This is a genomic window from Azospirillum sp. TSH100, from assembly GCF_004923295.1.
Lineage (GTDB): Bacteria > Pseudomonadota > Alphaproteobacteria > Azospirillales > Azospirillaceae > Azospirillum.
The window spans coordinates 512,199-529,069 of sequence record NZ_CP039637.1 but is presented as its reverse complement, the minus strand read 5'-3'; the positions used below and the strand labels follow the sequence as shown (position 1 = coordinate 529,069).

At 67.1% G+C, this 16,871-nt stretch carries 11 protein-coding genes; 8 read left to right on the top strand and 3 right to left on the bottom strand.

Annotation, left to right across the window (positions count from 1 at the left end; genetic code table 11):
* Positions 1 to 36: 36 nt before the first annotated feature.
* Positions 37 to 2,661 (bottom strand): ATP-binding protein, encoded by a 2,625-nt coding sequence (locus E6C72_RS23890; RefSeq protein WP_109084147.1) that lies wholly within the window; start codon positions 2,659 to 2,661, stop codon positions 37 to 39.
* A 518-nt stretch (positions 2,662 to 3,179) separates the two neighbouring features.
* Here E6C72_RS23890 and E6C72_RS23885 point away from each other — a divergent pair.
* Positions 3,180 to 4,550: an FAD-containing oxidoreductase gene (locus tag E6C72_RS23885; RefSeq protein WP_109084149.1), complete on the top strand. Its 1,371-nt coding sequence runs from the start codon at positions 3,180 to 3,182 to the stop codon at positions 4,548 to 4,550.
* A gap of 41 nt (positions 4,551 to 4,591) precedes the next feature.
* On the opposite strand, the gene E6C72_RS23880 is transcribed toward E6C72_RS23885, so the two are convergent.
* Positions 4,592 to 5,518: a LysR family transcriptional regulator gene (locus E6C72_RS23880; RefSeq protein WP_109084150.1), complete on the bottom strand. Its 927-nt coding sequence runs from the start codon at positions 5,516 to 5,518 to the stop codon at positions 4,592 to 4,594.
* Between the two features lie 89 nt (positions 5,519 to 5,607).
* On the opposite strand from E6C72_RS23880, the gene E6C72_RS23875 reads away from it, so the two are divergent.
* Both E6C72_RS23875 and E6C72_RS23870 read left to right on the top strand, forming a co-directional pair.
* Positions 5,608 to 6,630, top strand: a complete 1,023-nt coding sequence (locus E6C72_RS23875) for an NADP-dependent oxidoreductase (RefSeq protein WP_109084296.1) — start codon at positions 5,608 to 5,610, stop codon at positions 6,628 to 6,630.
* Positions 6,631 to 6,843: 213 nt separating this feature from the next.
* Positions 6,844 to 7,191, top strand: a complete 348-nt coding sequence (locus tag E6C72_RS23870) for a GNAT family N-acetyltransferase (RefSeq protein WP_247875469.1) — start codon at positions 6,844 to 6,846, stop codon at positions 7,189 to 7,191.
* 64 nt (positions 7,192 to 7,255) lie between these two features.
* Here E6C72_RS23870 and E6C72_RS23865 read toward each other — a convergent pair whose 3' ends face one another.
* Entirely contained in the window at positions 7,256 to 9,298 is a 2,043-nt protein-coding gene (locus E6C72_RS23865) for a methyl-accepting chemotaxis protein (RefSeq protein ID WP_247875470.1), read from the bottom strand.
* Positions 9,299 to 9,879: 581 nt separating this feature from the next.
* Between E6C72_RS23865 and E6C72_RS23860 the strand changes: the two genes are divergently transcribed.
* The 5 genes from E6C72_RS23860 (at position 9,880) to E6C72_RS23840 (ending at position 16,862) form a co-directional block, all read left to right on the top strand.
* Positions 9,880 to 10,581, top strand: a complete 702-nt coding sequence (locus tag E6C72_RS23860; protein ID WP_109084153.1) for an MOSC domain-containing protein — start codon at positions 9,880 to 9,882, stop codon at positions 10,579 to 10,581.
* A gap of 219 nt (positions 10,582 to 10,800) precedes the next feature.
* Positions 10,801 to 12,216 carry an aspartate ammonia-lyase gene (gene aspA, locus E6C72_RS23855; protein ID WP_109084154.1) on the top strand — a complete coding sequence of 472 codons (1,416 nt, stop codon included), beginning with the start codon at positions 10,801 to 10,803 and terminating at the stop codon, positions 12,214 to 12,216.
* Between the two features lie 102 nt (positions 12,217 to 12,318).
* Positions 12,319 to 13,596, top strand: coding sequence for a dicarboxylate/amino acid:cation symporter (locus E6C72_RS23850; protein ID WP_109084155.1), 1,278 nt, complete (start codon positions 12,319 to 12,321; stop codon positions 13,594 to 13,596).
* Between the two features lie 99 nt (positions 13,597 to 13,695).
* Positions 13,696 to 15,534: an ATP-binding protein gene (locus E6C72_RS23845; protein WP_109084297.1), complete on the top strand. Its 1,839-nt coding sequence runs from the start codon at positions 13,696 to 13,698 to the stop codon at positions 15,532 to 15,534.
* Positions 15,507 to 16,862 (top strand): sigma-54 dependent transcriptional regulator, encoded by a 1,356-nt coding sequence (locus E6C72_RS23840; RefSeq protein WP_109084156.1) that lies wholly within the window; start codon positions 15,507 to 15,509, stop codon positions 16,860 to 16,862. Before E6C72_RS23845 ends, E6C72_RS23840 begins: the two co-directional genes overlap by 28 nt.
* Positions 16,863 to 16,871 lie beyond the last annotated feature (9 nt).

Genomic DNA, 16,871 nt, shown 5'->3' with positions numbered 1-16,871 from the left:
GTCGGAGCGAGGCGGCGGCCTGAAAAATGCCGCGGATCACAAAGCCGCATTGGCGGCCGGGAAGCGTGCGTCCCCGTCCGCCGCCGCCAGGTGACGGCTGAGCGCGGCAGCCAGGTTGCGGGGGGTGACCGGCTTGTGCAGCAGGTCGAAGCCATGGGTGAGGGCATCGTTCTGCGGCTCCGTGCCGATCTCCCCGGTGACGATCAGGCCGGGAATCTCCATGCCATGCATCGCCCGGATGCGGAGGATCGCCTCCGTGCCGATGCGCTTGTCCCGCAAGCGGTAGTCGACGACGAGGATGTCCGGTCGCCGTCCATCCCCTTCCAGTTCCTCGATCGCAAGATCGGCGGACTCGGCGGCGATCACGTCGAACCTCCAGGCGCGCAGCAGACTCTCCATTCCCGCCAGCACGATGGGGTCGTCGTCCACCACCACCGCCAGCCGCCGTTCTTCCCGCTCCTCCCGCTCGGGCGCTGCCGGTGCCATGTCGGCGGGCGCCGTTTCCCCCGCTTGTGACGCCTGGGCGAAGCCCTGTTCCGCCAACGGCACCGCGATGCTGAACAGCGAGCCCTCGCCGGGTTGCGAGCGGACCGTGACGGGATGGTCCAGCAGGTCGGACAGACGGCGGACGATCGCCAGCCCAAGACCAAGCCCCTGGTTGCGGTCACGCTCGGGATTGTCGACCTGATAAAGCTCCTCGAACACCCGGTCGATCTGGTCGGTCGGGATGCCGCATCCGGTATCGTGCACCCCGATCACCAGATGATCGGCCTCGACGCGGCACTCGACCGATACCTCGCCCTGGTCGGTGTAGCGGATGGCGTTCTCGACCAGATTGCGCAGCATGCGGCCGAGCAGCACCCGGTCGCTGCGGATCACGGTGTGACAGGGCATCACCCGCCATCCCAGGCCCTTTTCATGAGCCAGCGGGGCGTAAGCGTCATTCAGATTTCTCAACAGGTCGGAGGTGTGGAACTCCTCCAGCTGCGGCGCAACGATGCCGGCGTCGAGGCGGGAGATGTCGAGCAGGCCGTCCAGCAGCCCTTTGAGGATTTCAAGCCCATGCTGGAGCCGGCCGAGCGCGTCCAGACCGGGCCCCTCGCTCAGATGCGGGCGCAGCACCTCGGCGAACAGCAGGATCGACTGCATCGGCTGACGCAGATCGTGGCTGGCGGCGGCCAGAAAGCGGCTCTTTGACCGGCCGGCCTCCTCCGCCGCGTCGCGGGCGCGGTGAATGTCGTGGATGTCTACGGCGCCGCCGAACCACGCGATGATACGGCCGCCCTGGTGGATCGGATGAGTACGGCTGAGATGCCATCGGTAGGCGCCGTCGGCACGGCGCAGGCGCAGTTCATACGTGTGCGGCAGGCCGGAGGGAATCGCCGACCGCCGGACCGCCTGAATTCGCTCGACATCCTCCGGATGCAGATCGTCCATCCGGTTGGCCTCGGTCGTCATGCGGCCGGTATAGGCGCGGAAGGCGGCATTGACATACTCCAACGTGCCGTCGGGCCGGTTCACCCACATCATGTGAGGGGCGTTCTCCACCAGCGCACGCGTCCGTTCCTCGCTGGCCCGGAAGGCGGCGGATGCCTCGTCATTGGCCTGCATCTGCCGGTCGAGATCGGCGACCAGCGCGTCGAACGCCAACCCGAGACGGCTCATCTCCGGACCGTCCACCGCGCCGACACGGACGGAATGGTCGCCGGCCCGCCAACGCTCCGTCGCCGCGATCAGGGCGGCGACCGGCTGATAGAGGTGCCGCCTGGCAATCAGGAACGCCGCCAGCAGGCCGAGCAGCAGCGTGGCGGCGATCCACACCAGCGACCGCTCCAACGCGTCGTCGATGCCGCTCATCGCCGCGTCATGGTCGATGCCGATGGCCACGAAGATGTGCCGGACCCCGGCCGACAGAGGAACATAGGCAAACACCCGCTCCACCCCGTCGATCCCCATCAATTGGGCCGTGCCCACCGAATCGGCGTCGAGCAGAGGGCGGAAGCGGGGCGGCAGAGGCATGCCGACCGCCCCCGGCATTGCGGGCGCATGGGCCAGCACGACACCATTGCCGTCGGCGACCATCAGCGCGGCGTTGTCGGGCAGCGGATGTTCCGACAGGTAGCGTTCGAGCCAACCGAGATCGATCAGCGCCGTGACCACGCCGATCGTCCGGCCATCGGCGTTATTACGCCGGATCGGCAGGCCGAACGGCATTGCCGGTTTGCCATCGTGCCGCTGCCGGATGAATTCACCGACGGTGAAGCCACCGCTTTCCAGGGCGGCGCGCACATGCATCCGATCGGCGATGGTCCGACCGCGCAGGCCCGGATTGGTTGAGCAAAGAATGATCCCGTCCGCCCCTGTGAGGTTGACGGTCAGATATTCAGGGATCCGCGCGGCGGTGCGCGTCAGCAGCGCCTGACATCCCGTCGCGTCCAGGGTCTGTGCCGAGGTCGTTTCCGACAGCAGTTCCAGCATCTGGCGTACGCCTTCGACCAGCCGCTGCTGCTCGCCGCCCAGCAGGCTGAGCAGTTGCCGCGCATGGTCGTGGATTTCCTCCGATCGCTCGCGGCGCAGATCGATCTGGTTCCAGACCTCCAGCGCACAGACCGGCAGCAGAGCCAGCAAGACGAACAGCAGCAGGCGGATCAGGAAGCTCATGGCGCCTCCATTCCGATCCGGACAACTCCTGCGTCGGATGCGACCGTCATGCCTCGTCTCCCATTCGGTCCTGTCCTATACATAACCGTTTGAAAGGCTGATTGCTGCCGCTCTACGAAGTTACCCCGCCGCGACAGCGCGGTGGCAGCCAGCAGGAGGACCAGGACATAGAGAACGGCAATGGCGCTTTCGATGTCGGTGAAGGTGTCGACGACGAACACCGCGCAGGCGAGCGACAGCAGGCCAAAACGGCGCTCGACCGGCCGTCCGCCCCCCTGCGATCCACCCCATCCCGCGCCGTGCCCTGCCGGTTCCGGTACGGGCCGGCTCTGGTTCCGGTTGAGGCAGACTGACTGCGGACGCCCTACGGCTGTTGCAAGGATCTGACGATGGTTTGAACGATCCGGACAGGCCGACGCCAGTCATACCTTGGTTCGCTTGGAGGATGCCCGGCGGCGGCGCTACCATTCCCGCCTGCGCATTCCCCTGACGAACCCTTTCGGCTGCAGGAGCCCGCCATGGTCGACGCCATCATCATCGGAGCCGGCCAGGCCGGGCCGCCGCTCGCAGAGCGCCTCACAGCCGCCGGAATGAGCGTGGCGGTTGTGGAGCGCAAGCTGTTCGGCGGCACCTGCGTCAATACCGGCTGCACCCCGACCAAGACGTTGATCGCCAGCGCCCGTGTCGCCCGGATGGCGCGGCGCGCCACCGAATATGGCATCATGCTGGACGGGCCAGTGCGCATCGACATGGCCCGGGTCAAGGCACGAAAGGACGCCGTGTCCGGCCGCTCGCGCCAGAATGTCGAACGCTGGCTGCGCGGCATGCCCAACTGCCGGGTGTTGCAGGGCCATGCCCGCTTCGAATCGCCCACCAGCGTGCGCATCGGCGACGAGCTCCTGACGGCAGAGCGCATCTTCCTCAATGTCGGCGCCCGCGCCACGGTTCCGGACATGCCCGGGGTGCGCGACGTCGATGTCCTGACCAGCGGCACCATCCTCGACCTCGACCATGTGCCGCGGCATCTGGTGGTGGTCGGCGGCAGCTATATCGGGCTGGAATTCGCCCAGATGTACCGCCGCTTCGGTGCCGAGGTGACGGTGGTGGAAAAGGGAAAGCGGCTGATCGGCCGCGAGGACCCCGAGGTGTCCGACGCGATCCGGGAGTTGCTGGTGGAGGAGGGGGTGACCGTCCGCCTGTCGGCCGACTGCATCCGCTTCGCTCCGCATGCCGACGGCATCGAGGTCGGGGTGAATTGCGAGTCCGGCAGCCCATCGGTGGTGGGAAGCCACGTGCTGCTGGCGGTCGGCCGTACGCCGAACACCGACGACCTCAGCCTCGACCGCGCCGGCGTGGTGACGGATTCCCGCGGCTTCATCACGGTGGACGACACGCTGCGCACCAATGTGCCGGGCATCTGGGCGATGGGCGATTGCAACGGGCGCGGTGCCTTCACCCACACCGCCTACAATGATTTCGAGATCGTCGCCGCCAACCTGCTGGACGGCGATCCGCGCAGCGTCGATGACCGTATCCAGGCCTATGCGCTCTACACCGATCCGCCGCTGGCGCGCGTCGGCATGACCGACGATGCCATCCGCCGCTCCGGCCGGCGGGCGCTGGTCGGCCAGCGCCCGATGACCCGTGTCGGCCGTGCGGTGGAAAAGGGGGAGGCGCAGGGCTTCATGCGGATCGTCGTCGATGCCGACAGCCGGGAGATCCTGGGAGCCGCCATCCTCGGCCCCGGCGGTGACGAGGCGATCCACGGCGTGCTCGACATGATGTACGCCAAGGCGCCCTACCCCGCCCTGCAACGCGCCGTCCACATCCACCCGACCGTCGCCGAACTGCTGCCCACCCTGCTGGGCGAACTGAAGCCGCTGGAGTGAAGTGGGGGCTAGGGTCATCCTGCCGGGCTCGCCCTGCCGTGTCACCCGGTCGCCGCCATCCGCTCCCGAAACACCTCCTGCAACAGGGTCAGGAAGGCGCGCACCGCCGGGTTGGTGCGGCGGCTTTCCGGCCAGAGCGCCGTGATGTTGTGCCGCTCAACGGCGAAGTCGGACAGCACCGGAACCAGCTCGCCGCGCGCCACGAGGGGGGCGGTGATGAAGGTGGCGGCGATGCCGATGCCGCCGCCGGCCGCCAGTGCCGCCACCAGCGCGTCGCTGACGTCGACGACGATGCCGGAAGGCGGCACGACCTCCACCAGCCGCTCGCCGATCCGGAACGGCCAGCGCAACGTCTGCCCCGTGCTTTGATAGCGCAGGCTGACGGTGTCGTGCCCGTCCAAGTCGTTCGGGTGGGCTGGCGTCCCGCGCGCCGCCAGATAGGCTGGTGCCGCGAAGCAGCAGAACCGATGCGGCGCCAGCCGGCGCGACAGCAGCCTTGAATCGGCAAGCTCGCCGATCCGCACCGCGACGTCGATCCCCTCCTCTATCAGGTCGACCATCCGATCGCTCAGGCGAAGGTCGACCGTCACCTTGGGATGGAGCCGCCGGAATGCCGGCAATGCCGGGGCGATGACATGGACGCCGATCGGCAGCGATGCCGCGACACGCAGCGTGCCGGACGGCTCCGAGCGGGCCGCCATCGCCGCCTGCTCGATCTCCTCGGCATCGCGCAGCAGCCTCAGCGCGCGCTCATGCAACTCACGCCCCTCCGCCGTCAGCGTCAGCGAGCGCGTCGTGCGGGTGAACAGCGACACCCCCAGCCGCTGCTCCAGCCGCTGCACGCTCCTGCTGACGGCCGAGGGCGAAATCGACAGCGAATGGGCCGCGGCGGTGAAGCTGCCGAGCGATCCGGCCCGCGCGAAGGCGAGCAGTCCGGTCAGCCGTTCCAGGGCAATTTGTTCCTTCATGACATCAGTAAAGTGATATCGAGGCCGATTATCAACATGGAACCGCCCGTCATATGCTCATCCAATCCCAACGCCCCTCGACGGAGACCATGATGAGCAAGACGATGAAAGCGGTCCGGTTGCATGCCTTCGGCGGCCCGGAGGTTCTGGTTTACGAAGATGCGCCCAAGCCCGAACCGAAGCCGGGGGAGGTTCTGATCCGCGTCCATGCAGTCGGCGTCAATCCTCCCGACTGGTACCTGCGCGACGGTTACCGCATGCTTCCACCCGAATGGCAGCCGCAGGTCTCCTTCCCCGTGATCGTCGGAACCGACGTGTCCGGCGTGGTCGAGACCGTCGCCGACGATGTGCGGACCTTCGCGGCCGGCGACGAGGTCTATGCGATGATCCGCTTTCCCGCCGGCCTCGCAGGCGACAGCCGCGCCTATGCGCAGTATGTCACCGCACCGGCGATGGAAGTCGGGCGCAAGCCGGCCGGGATCGACCATGTGCATGCCGCCGCGGCCCCGATGTCGCTGCTGACCGCCTGGCAGTTCCTGATCGATCTCGGCCATGACGAGCCGAACCCGCTTCAGCCGCACCAGCACCAGCCGGTGCCGCTCGACGGTAAGACGGTGCTGGTCAATGGCGCCGCCGGCGGGGTCGGACATCTCGCCCTGCAACTTGCGAAATGGCGGGGGGCGCGCGTCATCGCCGTGGCATCCGGCCGGCACGAGGCGCTTCTGCGCGGCTTCGGCGCGGACGAGGTCATCGATTACACCAGGACCAAAGCCGAAGATGTCGTGCGCGGGGTCGATCTCGTCGTCGATGCGGTTGGCGGTCCGTCCTCCGCCCGCTTCCTGGCGACGTTGAAGCGCGGCGGCGCCCTGTTCCCCATTTTCCCGCTCGGCCTCGACGCTGCCGCAGAGGCGGAAGACCGCGGCGTCACGATTTCGGCGACGCAGGTCCGCTCCAATGGTACACAGCTGACGGAAATCGCAGGCCTCCTGGATGACGGCTCCATCCACGTCGCCATCGACAGCATCTTCCCGCTCGCCGATGCCCGGCAGGCGCACGAGCGCGCCGCCACGGGCCATCTTCAGGGCAAGATCGTTCTCACCGCCGTCGGCTGAACGGACGCTTCCACCCCGCATTGCAGACCGGCGGCGATCGGACGCGGCCACTGCAACACGGTCATTGCGCCTTTTGGTATCATGGAAAATATGGAGAAGCCGGGACCGGAAGGAAAAAGCGTGCAGCCGGACATTATCGAAATTTCCGAAGGGAACACAGAGTTGGCCGTACCGGCTCTGCAGGTGCTTTGGCCGAAGTACGATGCCGGGGAAATGACGCGAATCATCGACACGGTGCTGCGACCGAACGGCTACCGCCTTGCCGGCATCTTGCCCGAGCCGGGCGGGCCGGCGGCCTGTGTCCTGGGCTTCCGCCTGCAATATTCGCTGTGGCTGGGAAAGTCCTTCTACATCGTCGACATGGCGACGCTGCCGGACTATCGCGGCCGTGGCTATGCCTCCGTCATCCTGGACTGGGCAAAGGCCGAGGCCGAAAGGCTGGAGTGCAAGGCGCTGCACCTCGATTCCGGCGTCGGTCCGGAGCGCAGCAGCGCCCATCGCGTCTATATGGGAAAGCGCTACCAGATCGGCTGCCACCACTTCGTCCACAAGCTGGGCTAGCGGCATCCGGAGACTGCGCCACCCGGCAGCCTCCGGACAACCGCCCGCCCGGCAAGGCGCCCGATCATGCCGCCCGGATGTTGGTCAGGAAGCTCTCGAGATTCGTCCGCAGCGTTTCAGACTGGTGCGACAGTTCGCTCGCGGCGCTCAGAACCTGGGCGGCTGCGGCGCCGGTATGCCCAGTCGCTTCCATCACCTGCTGGATGTTGCGGGCGACCTCCTGCGTGCCAGTCGCCGCTTCGGTCACGCTGCGCGTGATTTCGCCGGTCGCGGCATTCTGCTCCTCCACCGCCGAGGCGATGGCCGCGGTGATCTCGTTCATCTGGCGGATCATGCCGGAATTCACGCGGATCGCCTCGACCACACCGCCGGTGGCGGACTGGATCGCCGCGATCTGCTCGGTGATCTCGTCGGTGGCCCGGGCGGTCTGTTCCGCCAGGCTCTTCACCTCCGAGGCGACGACGGCGAAGCCCTTGCCATGCTCGCCGGCACGGGCGGCCTCGATGGTGGCGTTCAAGGCCAGCAGGTTGGTCTGCCCGGCGATGGTCGAGATCAGGGCGACCACGTCGCTGATCTTCCTGGCGGTCAGGGCCAGCCCCTGAACCGTGGCGTCTGTATGCTCGGCCTGGGTGACCGCCTCGTTGGCGATGGCGGACGAGCGGGTGACCTGCCGCGCGATCTCCCGCAGCGACGCCACCATTTCCTCGGCCGCCGTGGCGACCGTCTGCACATTGGCAGAGGTCTGCTCAGCCGCGCCGGCCGACGCGGTCGACTGGCGGCTGGTCTGTTCGGCCGTGGCGTTCATCAGGTGCGCGGTGCTGTCAAGTTCGGTGGAGGCCGAGGACACCGTGCGCAGGATTTCGGTGACGGCATCCTCGAACTCGACGACCAGCCGGTCGACCGTCGCCGACCGGGCCTCCTTGCGCTGCTGCTCGGCCCGCTGTTCGGCTTCCAGCCGCCGGGCGGTGAGCGCGTTTTCCTTGAAGACCGTCACCGCGGCGGCCATGGCGCCGATCTCGTCCTTCTGTCCGGCACCGGGGATGGCGATGTCCAGCCTGCCGGCGGCGAGTTCCCCCATGGTGCCGGTCATGGCGGTCACCGGCCGGGTGATGGCGCGGCTGATCAGGATGGCGCAGACCAGGCCGGCCAGGAGCCCGCCGACCGACAGCAGCAGGATCAGATCTTCCGTGCTGGAGATGTCGGCCAGGGTCGACCGGCGGATCCGATCCGCATCCGCCAGGGCGCTGTGGCTGATCGTCTTGGCTTCTTCGGTGACGGCGGTGCCGGCCTGCGTCATCTCGCCGTTGATCAGCCCGGTGACGGCGTGGCTGAGTTCCTTCGTCCGCGCGAAGCCGGTGCGGTAGCGCGTCACCGTGCCCTGAAGGCTCCGGACCTTTTCGGCATAGGGCCGGCCGGCGGCGGAGGTCGCCAGTCGCTGGAGAAGCTGATCGAGCGTGCTGAACGCCTCCTCCGCCTTTCCAGCGGACTCGTCGTCGTGGCGGGCGAGCATCTTGTTGGTGGCCAGCCGCGCCATCATCAGGAATTCCATGCTCTCCCAGGCATGGGCGACCGTCGCGTTGTCGCCCGCCGCCGCTGCCTCGCCGCGGATTTTGTCCAGTTCGACACGGGCGCTCAGACCCAACGGATCCAGGATATCCGCCACCAGCCCCATCAGTTCATGCTGCATCGGCGCGACACGCTGAAAGCCGTCGACATAGATGCCCAGCTGGTCCTTGGCGCGGGCGAGCCCGGATTTCAGTTCGGGATCGCGGGCCAGCCGGTAGGCCGTTTCGAAGCTGCCGCGCAGCTTTTCGATCGCCTCGCGGGCGATCTTTTCCCGGTCGGCACTGCCGCTCAGCGCAAACTCGCGGACGGCGCCGCGCATGGTCAGCACCTCCATCTCGATGTCGGAGGCGACATCCATCACCGCAACGCCGTGTTGATAAGTCTCAAACTGATCATCGACATTGCTGAAGGACAGATAGCTGCGACTGGCAAGTCCCATCATGACCAGCAGAACCGCGCCGAAGCCGATGGCAATCTTCTGCCCAATTCCGATGTTCGCGAATATTCCACCCGTAGACGCTTCACCTGTGGACCCGGCCATATCGTCCTCCATCTGCCCATGCGACCAACGGATGGAGGGGTCTGCACCAACTGTGCCACAGGAACATCTAAACGCGATTGCCCAAGAGGTTGCAATTGCGCCGGTGACGGCACAGGGACTGAATCAACTCTGCTGTATTTGAGAGAAATTCCTGGCAAGAGATCGACGGGTGGCAGCTGGTCATACCCTATCCATGGGCATGCAGACGGATCCGTCATCCTTATGGAAATACTGAACAGCGCATCTGCATAATTGAAATGCACTGCGCGCTCATTAACCAAATCGGCCCGGTAACGACCAATTTATTATAGCGCTTTAGTCTCTAATATATTTAAAAAATTAATTTCGTCTCGATATTTATTTTCGTTTTGGCTCACCGGCTCTTGCATATTGCAAGAATCCCTCTTCGCGGCTGACTGAATTCGCAAGATGAAAAGCGATGGCACGGCCTGCATTGCTGACCTGCCGCGGCGGCACCTTGGCGGTTCCCGGCTGTGAAGCGATACCTGAGTTAGCGCGGTTTGCCGTCCCGGCAAGGCGGCAGCCACAAAAATAAGAACCGGAAAAAAGGAGACTGGCCAATGTCAAACCCCACGCCGCCGCCCATCGCGCTGAACGCGATCCTGACCGGCAAGGCGGTCCCGTTCGGCCGCCCGGACACGCTCAGCGCCATTGGCAAGCGTCCGGTCGACAACGCTGTCGCCATCGGTCCGAGCGGGCTGGAGGGCGACGAACAGGCCGACCGCCGCAACCATGGCGGGCTGGACAAGGCGATCCACCATTACCCCTTCGACCATTATGCGGCCTGGCGTGGCGACCTGCCCGCCCCGGCACCGTTGCTGGACAGCGTCGGCGCCTTCGGCGAGAACATCTCAACCCTCGGCCTGACGGAGGAAACGGTCTGTGTCGGCGACGTCTTCCACCTCGGCACGGCGACGGTGCAGGTCAGCCAAGGGCGCCAGCCCTGCTGGAAGCTGAACCACCGCTTCGGCGTGGCCGATATGGCGCGGCGGGTTCAGTCCACCGGCCGGACCGGCTGGTATTATCGCGTGCTGGAACCGGGCACCGCCGCCGCCGGCGACGGGATCGCCCTGATCGACCGCCCGCGGCCCGACTGGCCGCTCGCCCGCATCCTGCGCGCCTTCTACCACGACACCGGCGACCTCCCGACCCTGGCAGGCATCGCCGCACTGGAACCGCTCGCCACCGGCTGGCGCACGCTGGCCCGGCGTCGGGTGGAGAGCGGCAGGGTGGAGGACTGGAGCGGCCGCCTCGGCGAATAACCCGTGGGAAAGTCCCGCGTCCCGTTCGGATTTCCGAACGCCCGGGAAGGGGCGCATTCGGAAATCCGAACGTCCGCGGTTCTCGCCAACAATCAGACACAGGAAGATCAAGAGCTTAGGCTGCGACGCCCTGCCCGCGTGCGCTGGCATGGCGGTTGCTTTTTAAAGGTTGCGCCCCGCGAAGACGGGGCGGTTTCAACCAAGGGAGCGAAACGTCCGATGCCTGCCACAACGCGCACCGAACACGACCTGCTGGGCGACCGCGAGGTCCCGGCCGACGCCTATTACGGGGTCCACACCCTGCGCGCTGTCGAGAATTTCCCGATCACCGGCACTCCGATTTCCCACTACCCCGATCTGGTCCGGGCACTCGCCGAGATCAAGATGGCCGCCGCCGCCGCCAACCAGGAACTCGGGCTGCTGAACGCCGAACGGGCCGACGCCATCGCCGCCGCCTGCCGCGAGATCCGCGCCGGCAAGCTGCACGACCAGTTCGTCGTCGATGTGATCCAGGGCGGCGCCGGCACCTCGACCAACATGAACGCCAACGAGGTGATCGCCAACCGGGCGTTGGAAATCCTGGGGCATGGCCGCGGCGCCTACGCCCACCTGCACCCCAATGAACATGTCAACATGAGCCAGTCGACCAACGACGTCTATCCGACGGCGCTGAAGCTGGCGACCTACACCGGCATCTTCCGGCTGGTGGAGGCGATGGGCCATCTGCGCGCAGCTTTCCAGCGCAAGGCCGACGAGTTCCGCGACATCCTGAAGATGGGCCGCACCCAGCTGCAGGACGCCGTGCCGATGACGCTGGGCCAGGAATTCTCCACCTACGCCGTCATGCTGGCCGAGGATGAGGAGCGGCTGAAGGAGGCCGCCCTGCTGATCCGCGAGATCAACCTGGGCGCCACCGCCATCGGCACCGGCATCAACGCCCATCCGCACTACGCAGCACTGGTCTGCCGCCGTCTGGCCGAGATCAGCGGCGTGCCGGTGGTCACCGCCCCCAATCTGGTGGAGGCGACGCAGGATTGCGGCAGCTTTGTCCAGCTGTCGGGCGTGCTGAAGCGGGTGGCGGTGAAACTGTCCAAGACCTGCAACGACCTGCGCCTGCTGTCCAGCGGCCCGCGCGCCGGCTTCGGCGAGATCAACCTGCCGGCGCGTCAGGCCGGCTCCTCGATCATGCCGGGCAAGGTCAACCCGGTGATCCCCGAGGTGGTCAACCAGATCGCCTTCGAGGTGATCGGCAACGACATGACCGTCACTTTCGCCGCCGAAGCCGGCCAGCTCCAGCTGAACGCCTTCGAACCGATCATCGCCCACAGCCTGTTCAAGAGCATCACCCACCTGCGCCAGGGCTGCCTGGTGCTGGCCGACCGCTGCGTCGACGGCATCACCGCCAATCGCGACCATCTGGAAGCGAGCGTGCGCAACTCCATCGGCATCGTCACCGCGCTCAACCCCTACATCGGTTATGCCAACGCCACCGAGGTGGCCGCAGAGGCCCACCGCACCGGCAAGGGCGTTGCCGAGTTGGTGGAGGCACGCGGCCTGATGACCGCCGCCGCCCTGGCCGAAGTGCTGCGGCCGGAAGTGCTGACCCAGCCGCGACTGCTGGCCACTGCCGGCTGATCCGCTCCGCCACCCGGCTCCGACCCGTTCGGGGCCGGCTCCCATCGACCGCAACCCGGCCGGCGCGCAAAGGCGGGCGGGACAAGGTGAGGTAACAGGACCATGAACAAACAGACGACGCTGATCATCGTCGCCATGCTGCTGGGCATTGTCACCGGCTATGTCTGCAACAGCCTGTTCGACGCGGCCACCGCCAAGGAGATCGCGGGCTATTTCGCGATGGTGACGGACATCTTCCTGCGCCTGATCAAGATGATCATCGCGCCCCTGATCTTCGCCACCCTGGTCGCCGGCATGGCCGGCATGGGCGACGCCCGCACCGTCGGCCGCATCGGCAGCAAGGCGGTCGGCTGGTTCCTGATGGCGTCCTTCGCGTCGCTGTTCATCGGGCTGATCTTCGCCAACCTGCTGCATCCGGGCGCCAATGTCGGCGTGCCGCTGCCCGACGTGGCGGCCAGCGCCGGGCTGAAGACTTCCGCCCTGAACCTGAAGGATTTCCTCACCCACGTCTTCCCGCGCAACTTCTTCGAGGCGATGGCGAACAACGAGATCCTGCAGATCCTGATCTTCTCGGTCTTCGTCGGCCTCGCCATCGGCCAGCTGCGCGACACCAAGGCCGGCCTGCTCGCCCGCTCGATCGAAGAGGTCGTGCCGGTGATGCTGAAGGTCACCGACTATGTGATGCGCTTCGCCCCCATCGGCGTCTTCGCCGCCGTCGCCAACGTGGTGACCATCCAGGGGCTTGGCGTGCTGCTGGTCTACGGCAAGTTCATGGGCAGCTTCTACGTGGCGCTCGCGGTGCTGTGGGCGGTGCTGGTCTTCGCCGGCTTCGTCGTGCTGAAGGGCGACGTGTTCCGCGTGGTCAAGGCGATGCGCCAGCCGATGCTGCTGGGCTTCTCCACCGCGTCCAGCGAATCGGCCTATCCGCGGGTGATGGAGGAGCTGAAGACGCTCGGCGTGCGCGAGCGGGTGATCGGCTTCGTGCTGCCGCTCGGCTACTCGTTCAACCTCGACGGCTCGATGATCTACACGGCCTTCGCGTCGCTGTTCATCGCCCAGGCCTATGGCATCCCGCTGTCGCTGGAACAGCAGATCGTCATGCTGCTGGTGCTGATGGTGTCGAGCAAGGGCATCGCCGGCGTGCCGCGCTCCTCGCTGGTGGTGGTGGCCGCGGTGCTGCCGATGTTCCATCTGCCGGAGGCCGGTGTGCTGCTGATCATGGGCATCGACCATTTCCTCGACATGGGCCGCACCGCCACCAACGTGCTGGGCAACGGCATCGCCACCACGGTGGTCGCCAAGTGGGAGAACGCCATCGGCGGGCAAGAGGACGAGGAGGAGGCCGGCGCCGCCATCCCCTCCCCGGCGGCGGCCGAGTAACGGACGGGTGCTCTGAAAAAGCAGCCTGGAAGACGGGCGGGCCATGGGACGGGGGCTTCTGCTATGATGCGGCGGTCCCTTTCCCTGCCCGCCTTTTTCATGCCCGCAGCAAGACGCCTCCGCACCATCGGCCTTCTCCTGCCGGCGCTCGCCGGTCTGGCCATGCTTGCCGGGATTGTCGGCTTCCGCGTCAGCGAAGGGATGGGACTCTCCGCCCTCCGGGAGACCGGACGCCACCGGCTCGACCTCTATGCCGAGAGCCTGGAACGCGAGATCGACAAATACGCCTATTTCCCGGCCACGCTGGGGCTGGAGCGCGATGTCCTCGACCTTGTTACCGGGCGGGCGCCGCTGGCCTGGGGGCTGAACCGCTATCTGGAACGGCTGAACGAGCGGGCCGGCACCCTGTCGATCTATGTGATGGACCGCCGGGGCCGGGTGCTGGCCACCAGCAACTGGAACCGCACCGACAGCTTCATCGGCGAGGACCTGTCCTACCGCCCCTATTTCGTCGAGGCCGCCGCCGGCCGCCAGGGCCGATTCTTCGGCGTCGGCACCACGCGGGGAGAGGCCGGCTATTACCTGTCCTCGCCCCTGACGGAGGATGGCGCCATCGTCGGCGTCGCCGTGGTGAAGGTCAGCCTGGAGCAGCTGGAACAGTCCTGGTCGACGGTCGAGGCGCCGGTCCTGGTCGCCGACGAGAACGGCGTGGTGATCCTGGCCTCGGTCCCATCCTGGAAATTCACCACCCTGCGGCCGATGGACGAGCCGACGCGGCGCCATTTCGACCAGACCCTGCAATACAACGCCCGCACATTGGCGCCGCTCGGCCTGATGCCGCAGGACCGGATCGCCGCCGATGCCGAGCTGGTGCGCCTCTCCCGCCCGGCCGAGGGACAGCTGGAGGAGACGGTCTTCCCGGTGTCCGGCGGCTTCCTGGCCCAGACCGCGCCGCTGCACGGCACCGGCTGGACGATGACCGTGCTGTCGCCGGTCGATCAGGTGACCGGCATGGCCTGGGCCCAGGCCGCCCTGGCCGCGGTCGGCAGCGCCTTCCTCGGCATCCTGCTGCTGATGTGGATGCAGCGCCGCCGCCACCTGTTTGACCTTGAGCGCAAGGTGGAGGAGCGCACCCGCAACCTGCGCGCCGCCCAGGACGAGCTGGTCCATGCCGGCAAACTGGCGGTGATCGGCCAGCTGTCCGCCGGACTGGCGCATGAGCTGAACCAGCCGCTGGCGGCACTCCGCACCCTGTCGGGCAATACGGTCAAGTTCCTCCAGCGCGGCAACCTTGACGCCGCACAGGGCAATCTGGAGCGCATCGCCCATCTGGTGGACAGCATGGGCGCGCTGACCAGCCAGCTGAAATCCTTCGCCCGCAAATCCTCCGGCGCCCTCCGCCCGGTGGCGGTGCGCCGGCCGATCGACAATGCGCTGTTCCTGCTCGACCAGCGTCTGCGTCGGTCCGGCGTCGCCGTTCAGGTCGATGTGGCGGAGGAGGTCGCCGCACTCTGCGATCCCAACCGGCTGGAGCAGGTGCTGGTCAATCTGGTCGCCAACGGACTGGACGCGCTGGTCGGTCAGACGGGCGGCAGGCTGACGCTGACGGCACGGACGGCGGATGGCCGGGTCCTGATCCGGGTGGCCGACAACGGCCCCGGTCTGCCCGCCGAGGTGCTGCCCCGCCTGTTCGAGCCCTTCTTCACCACCAAGGAGGCAGCGAAGGACGGCGCCAAGGAAGGCGGCGGCGGGCTCGGCTTGGGGCTTGCCATCTCGGCCGGGATCGTGCGTGACTTCGGCGGCGCCCTGACCGGGGCGAATGGTCCGGATGGCGGAGCGGTCTTCACCATCGACCTGCCCGCCGCCACCCTGCCCACCGACCCGACCGCCGTCCAGGCCGGAGATTTCCCATGTCCGACTCTGCCGCCCCCACCCTGAAGGCCCTGCCCCTGAAGGTCCTTATCGTCGAGGACGACCCGAACGTCAGCCTCGGCTGCCAGCAGGCGCTGGAACTGGAGGACATCCCGACCGAGGCGGTGGACAGCGCGGAGAAGGCCCGCCGGCTGGTGGTGGAGGGTTTTCCGGGCGTGGTTGTCACCGACATCCGCCTGCCGGGCATGGATGGAATGGCTCTGCTGGCAGAGCTGCTGGCCGCTGACCCGGATCTGCCGGTGGTGCTGATGACCGGCCATGGCGACGTGGCGATGGCGGTGCAGGCGATGAAGCTGGGCGCCCACGACTTCATCGAGAAGCCCTTCTCCCCCGACTATCTGGTCGAGGTGGTGCGCCGCGCCCTGGAGAAGCGCCGCCTGACTCTGGAGGTGCGCGACCTGCGCGCCCGTTTGCAGAACCGCGACAGCATCGAGGCAAGGCTGGTCGGCGGATCACCGCAGATGGCACGGGTGCGCCGGCTGATCGGCGAGCTTGCCACGTCGGCCGCCGACGTGCTGATCCATGGCGAGACCGGCTCCGGCAAGGAACTCGCAGCCCGCTGCCTGCACGAGGCCAGCCCGCGCCGCGACGGCAATTTCGTCGCCATCAACTGCGGCGGTCTGCCGGAAAGCCTGATCGACAGCGAAATCTTCGGCCATGAGGCCGGTTCCTTCACCGGGGCCGGCAAGCGCCGCATCGGCAAGGTGGAGCACGCCAACGGCGGCACCCTGTTCCTCGACGAGATCGAGAGCATGCCGATGCCGGTGCAGATCAAGTTCCTGCGCGTGCTTCAGGAGCGCACGCTGGAACGGCTGGGCTCCAACACACCGATCCCCGTCAATTGCCGGGTGATCGCCGCGACCAAGGTTGATCTGCGCGAGCTGGCCGACCGCGGGCAGTTCCGCGCCGACCTCTATTACCGCCTGAATGTCGCCAATCTGCCGCTTCCGCCCCTGCGCGACCGGCGCGAGGACATCCCGCTGCTGTTCGAGCAGTTCATCCTCCAGGCCGCCGCCCGCCATGGCCGCCCGCTCCCGCCACCGGATGCCGAACGCATGCGCCGCCTGATGGCCTACGATTGGCCCGGCAACGTGCGCGAGCTGCACAATGTCGCGGACCGCTGCGTTCTCGGAATCGAACAGGGCTTCCCCCCCTTCGCCACTGCCCACCCCACGCCCGCCCGCCCGCTGGCCGAGGCGGTGGAAGCCTTCGAACGCGCGCTCATCGCCGACACCCTGCGCCGCACCGGCCACAGCCTCGCCCGCGCCGCGGAGGAGTTGCAGGTGGCCAAGACCACGCTGCACGACAAGATCAGGAAGTATGGGCTGTCGTGAGGCCAGCCC

Coding starts and splice junctions, on each gene's coding strand:
- aspA (WP_109084154.1), top strand. CDS start 10,801: ATGCCTGCCACAACGCGCACCGAACACGACCTGCTGGGCGACCGCGAG.
- E6C72_RS23860 (WP_109084153.1), top strand. CDS start 9,880: ATGTCAAACCCCACGCCGCCGCCCATCGCGCTGAACGCGATCCTGACC.
- E6C72_RS23885 (WP_109084149.1), top strand. CDS start 3,180: ATGGTCGACGCCATCATCATCGGAGCCGGCCAGGCCGGGCCGCCGCTC.
- E6C72_RS23890 (WP_109084147.1), bottom strand. CDS start 2,661: ATGAGCTTCCTGATCCGCCTGCTGCTGTTCGTCTTGCTGGCTCTGCTG.
- E6C72_RS23850 (WP_109084155.1), top strand. CDS start 12,319: ATGAACAAACAGACGACGCTGATCATCGTCGCCATGCTGCTGGGCATT.
- E6C72_RS23870 (WP_247875469.1), top strand. CDS start 6,844: ATGACGCGAATCATCGACACGGTGCTGCGACCGAACGGCTACCGCCTT.
- E6C72_RS23865 (WP_247875470.1), bottom strand. CDS start 9,298: ATGGCCGGGTCCACAGGTGAAGCGTCTACGGGTGGAATATTCGCGAAC.
- E6C72_RS23840 (WP_109084156.1), top strand. CDS start 15,507: ATGTCCGACTCTGCCGCCCCCACCCTGAAGGCCCTGCCCCTGAAGGTC.
- E6C72_RS23880 (WP_109084150.1), bottom strand. CDS start 5,518: ATGAAGGAACAAATTGCCCTGGAACGGCTGACCGGACTGCTCGCCTTC.
- E6C72_RS23845 (WP_109084297.1), top strand. CDS start 13,696: ATGCCCGCAGCAAGACGCCTCCGCACCATCGGCCTTCTCCTGCCGGCG.
- E6C72_RS23875 (WP_109084296.1), top strand. CDS start 5,608: ATGATGAGCAAGACGATGAAAGCGGTCCGGTTGCATGCCTTCGGCGGC.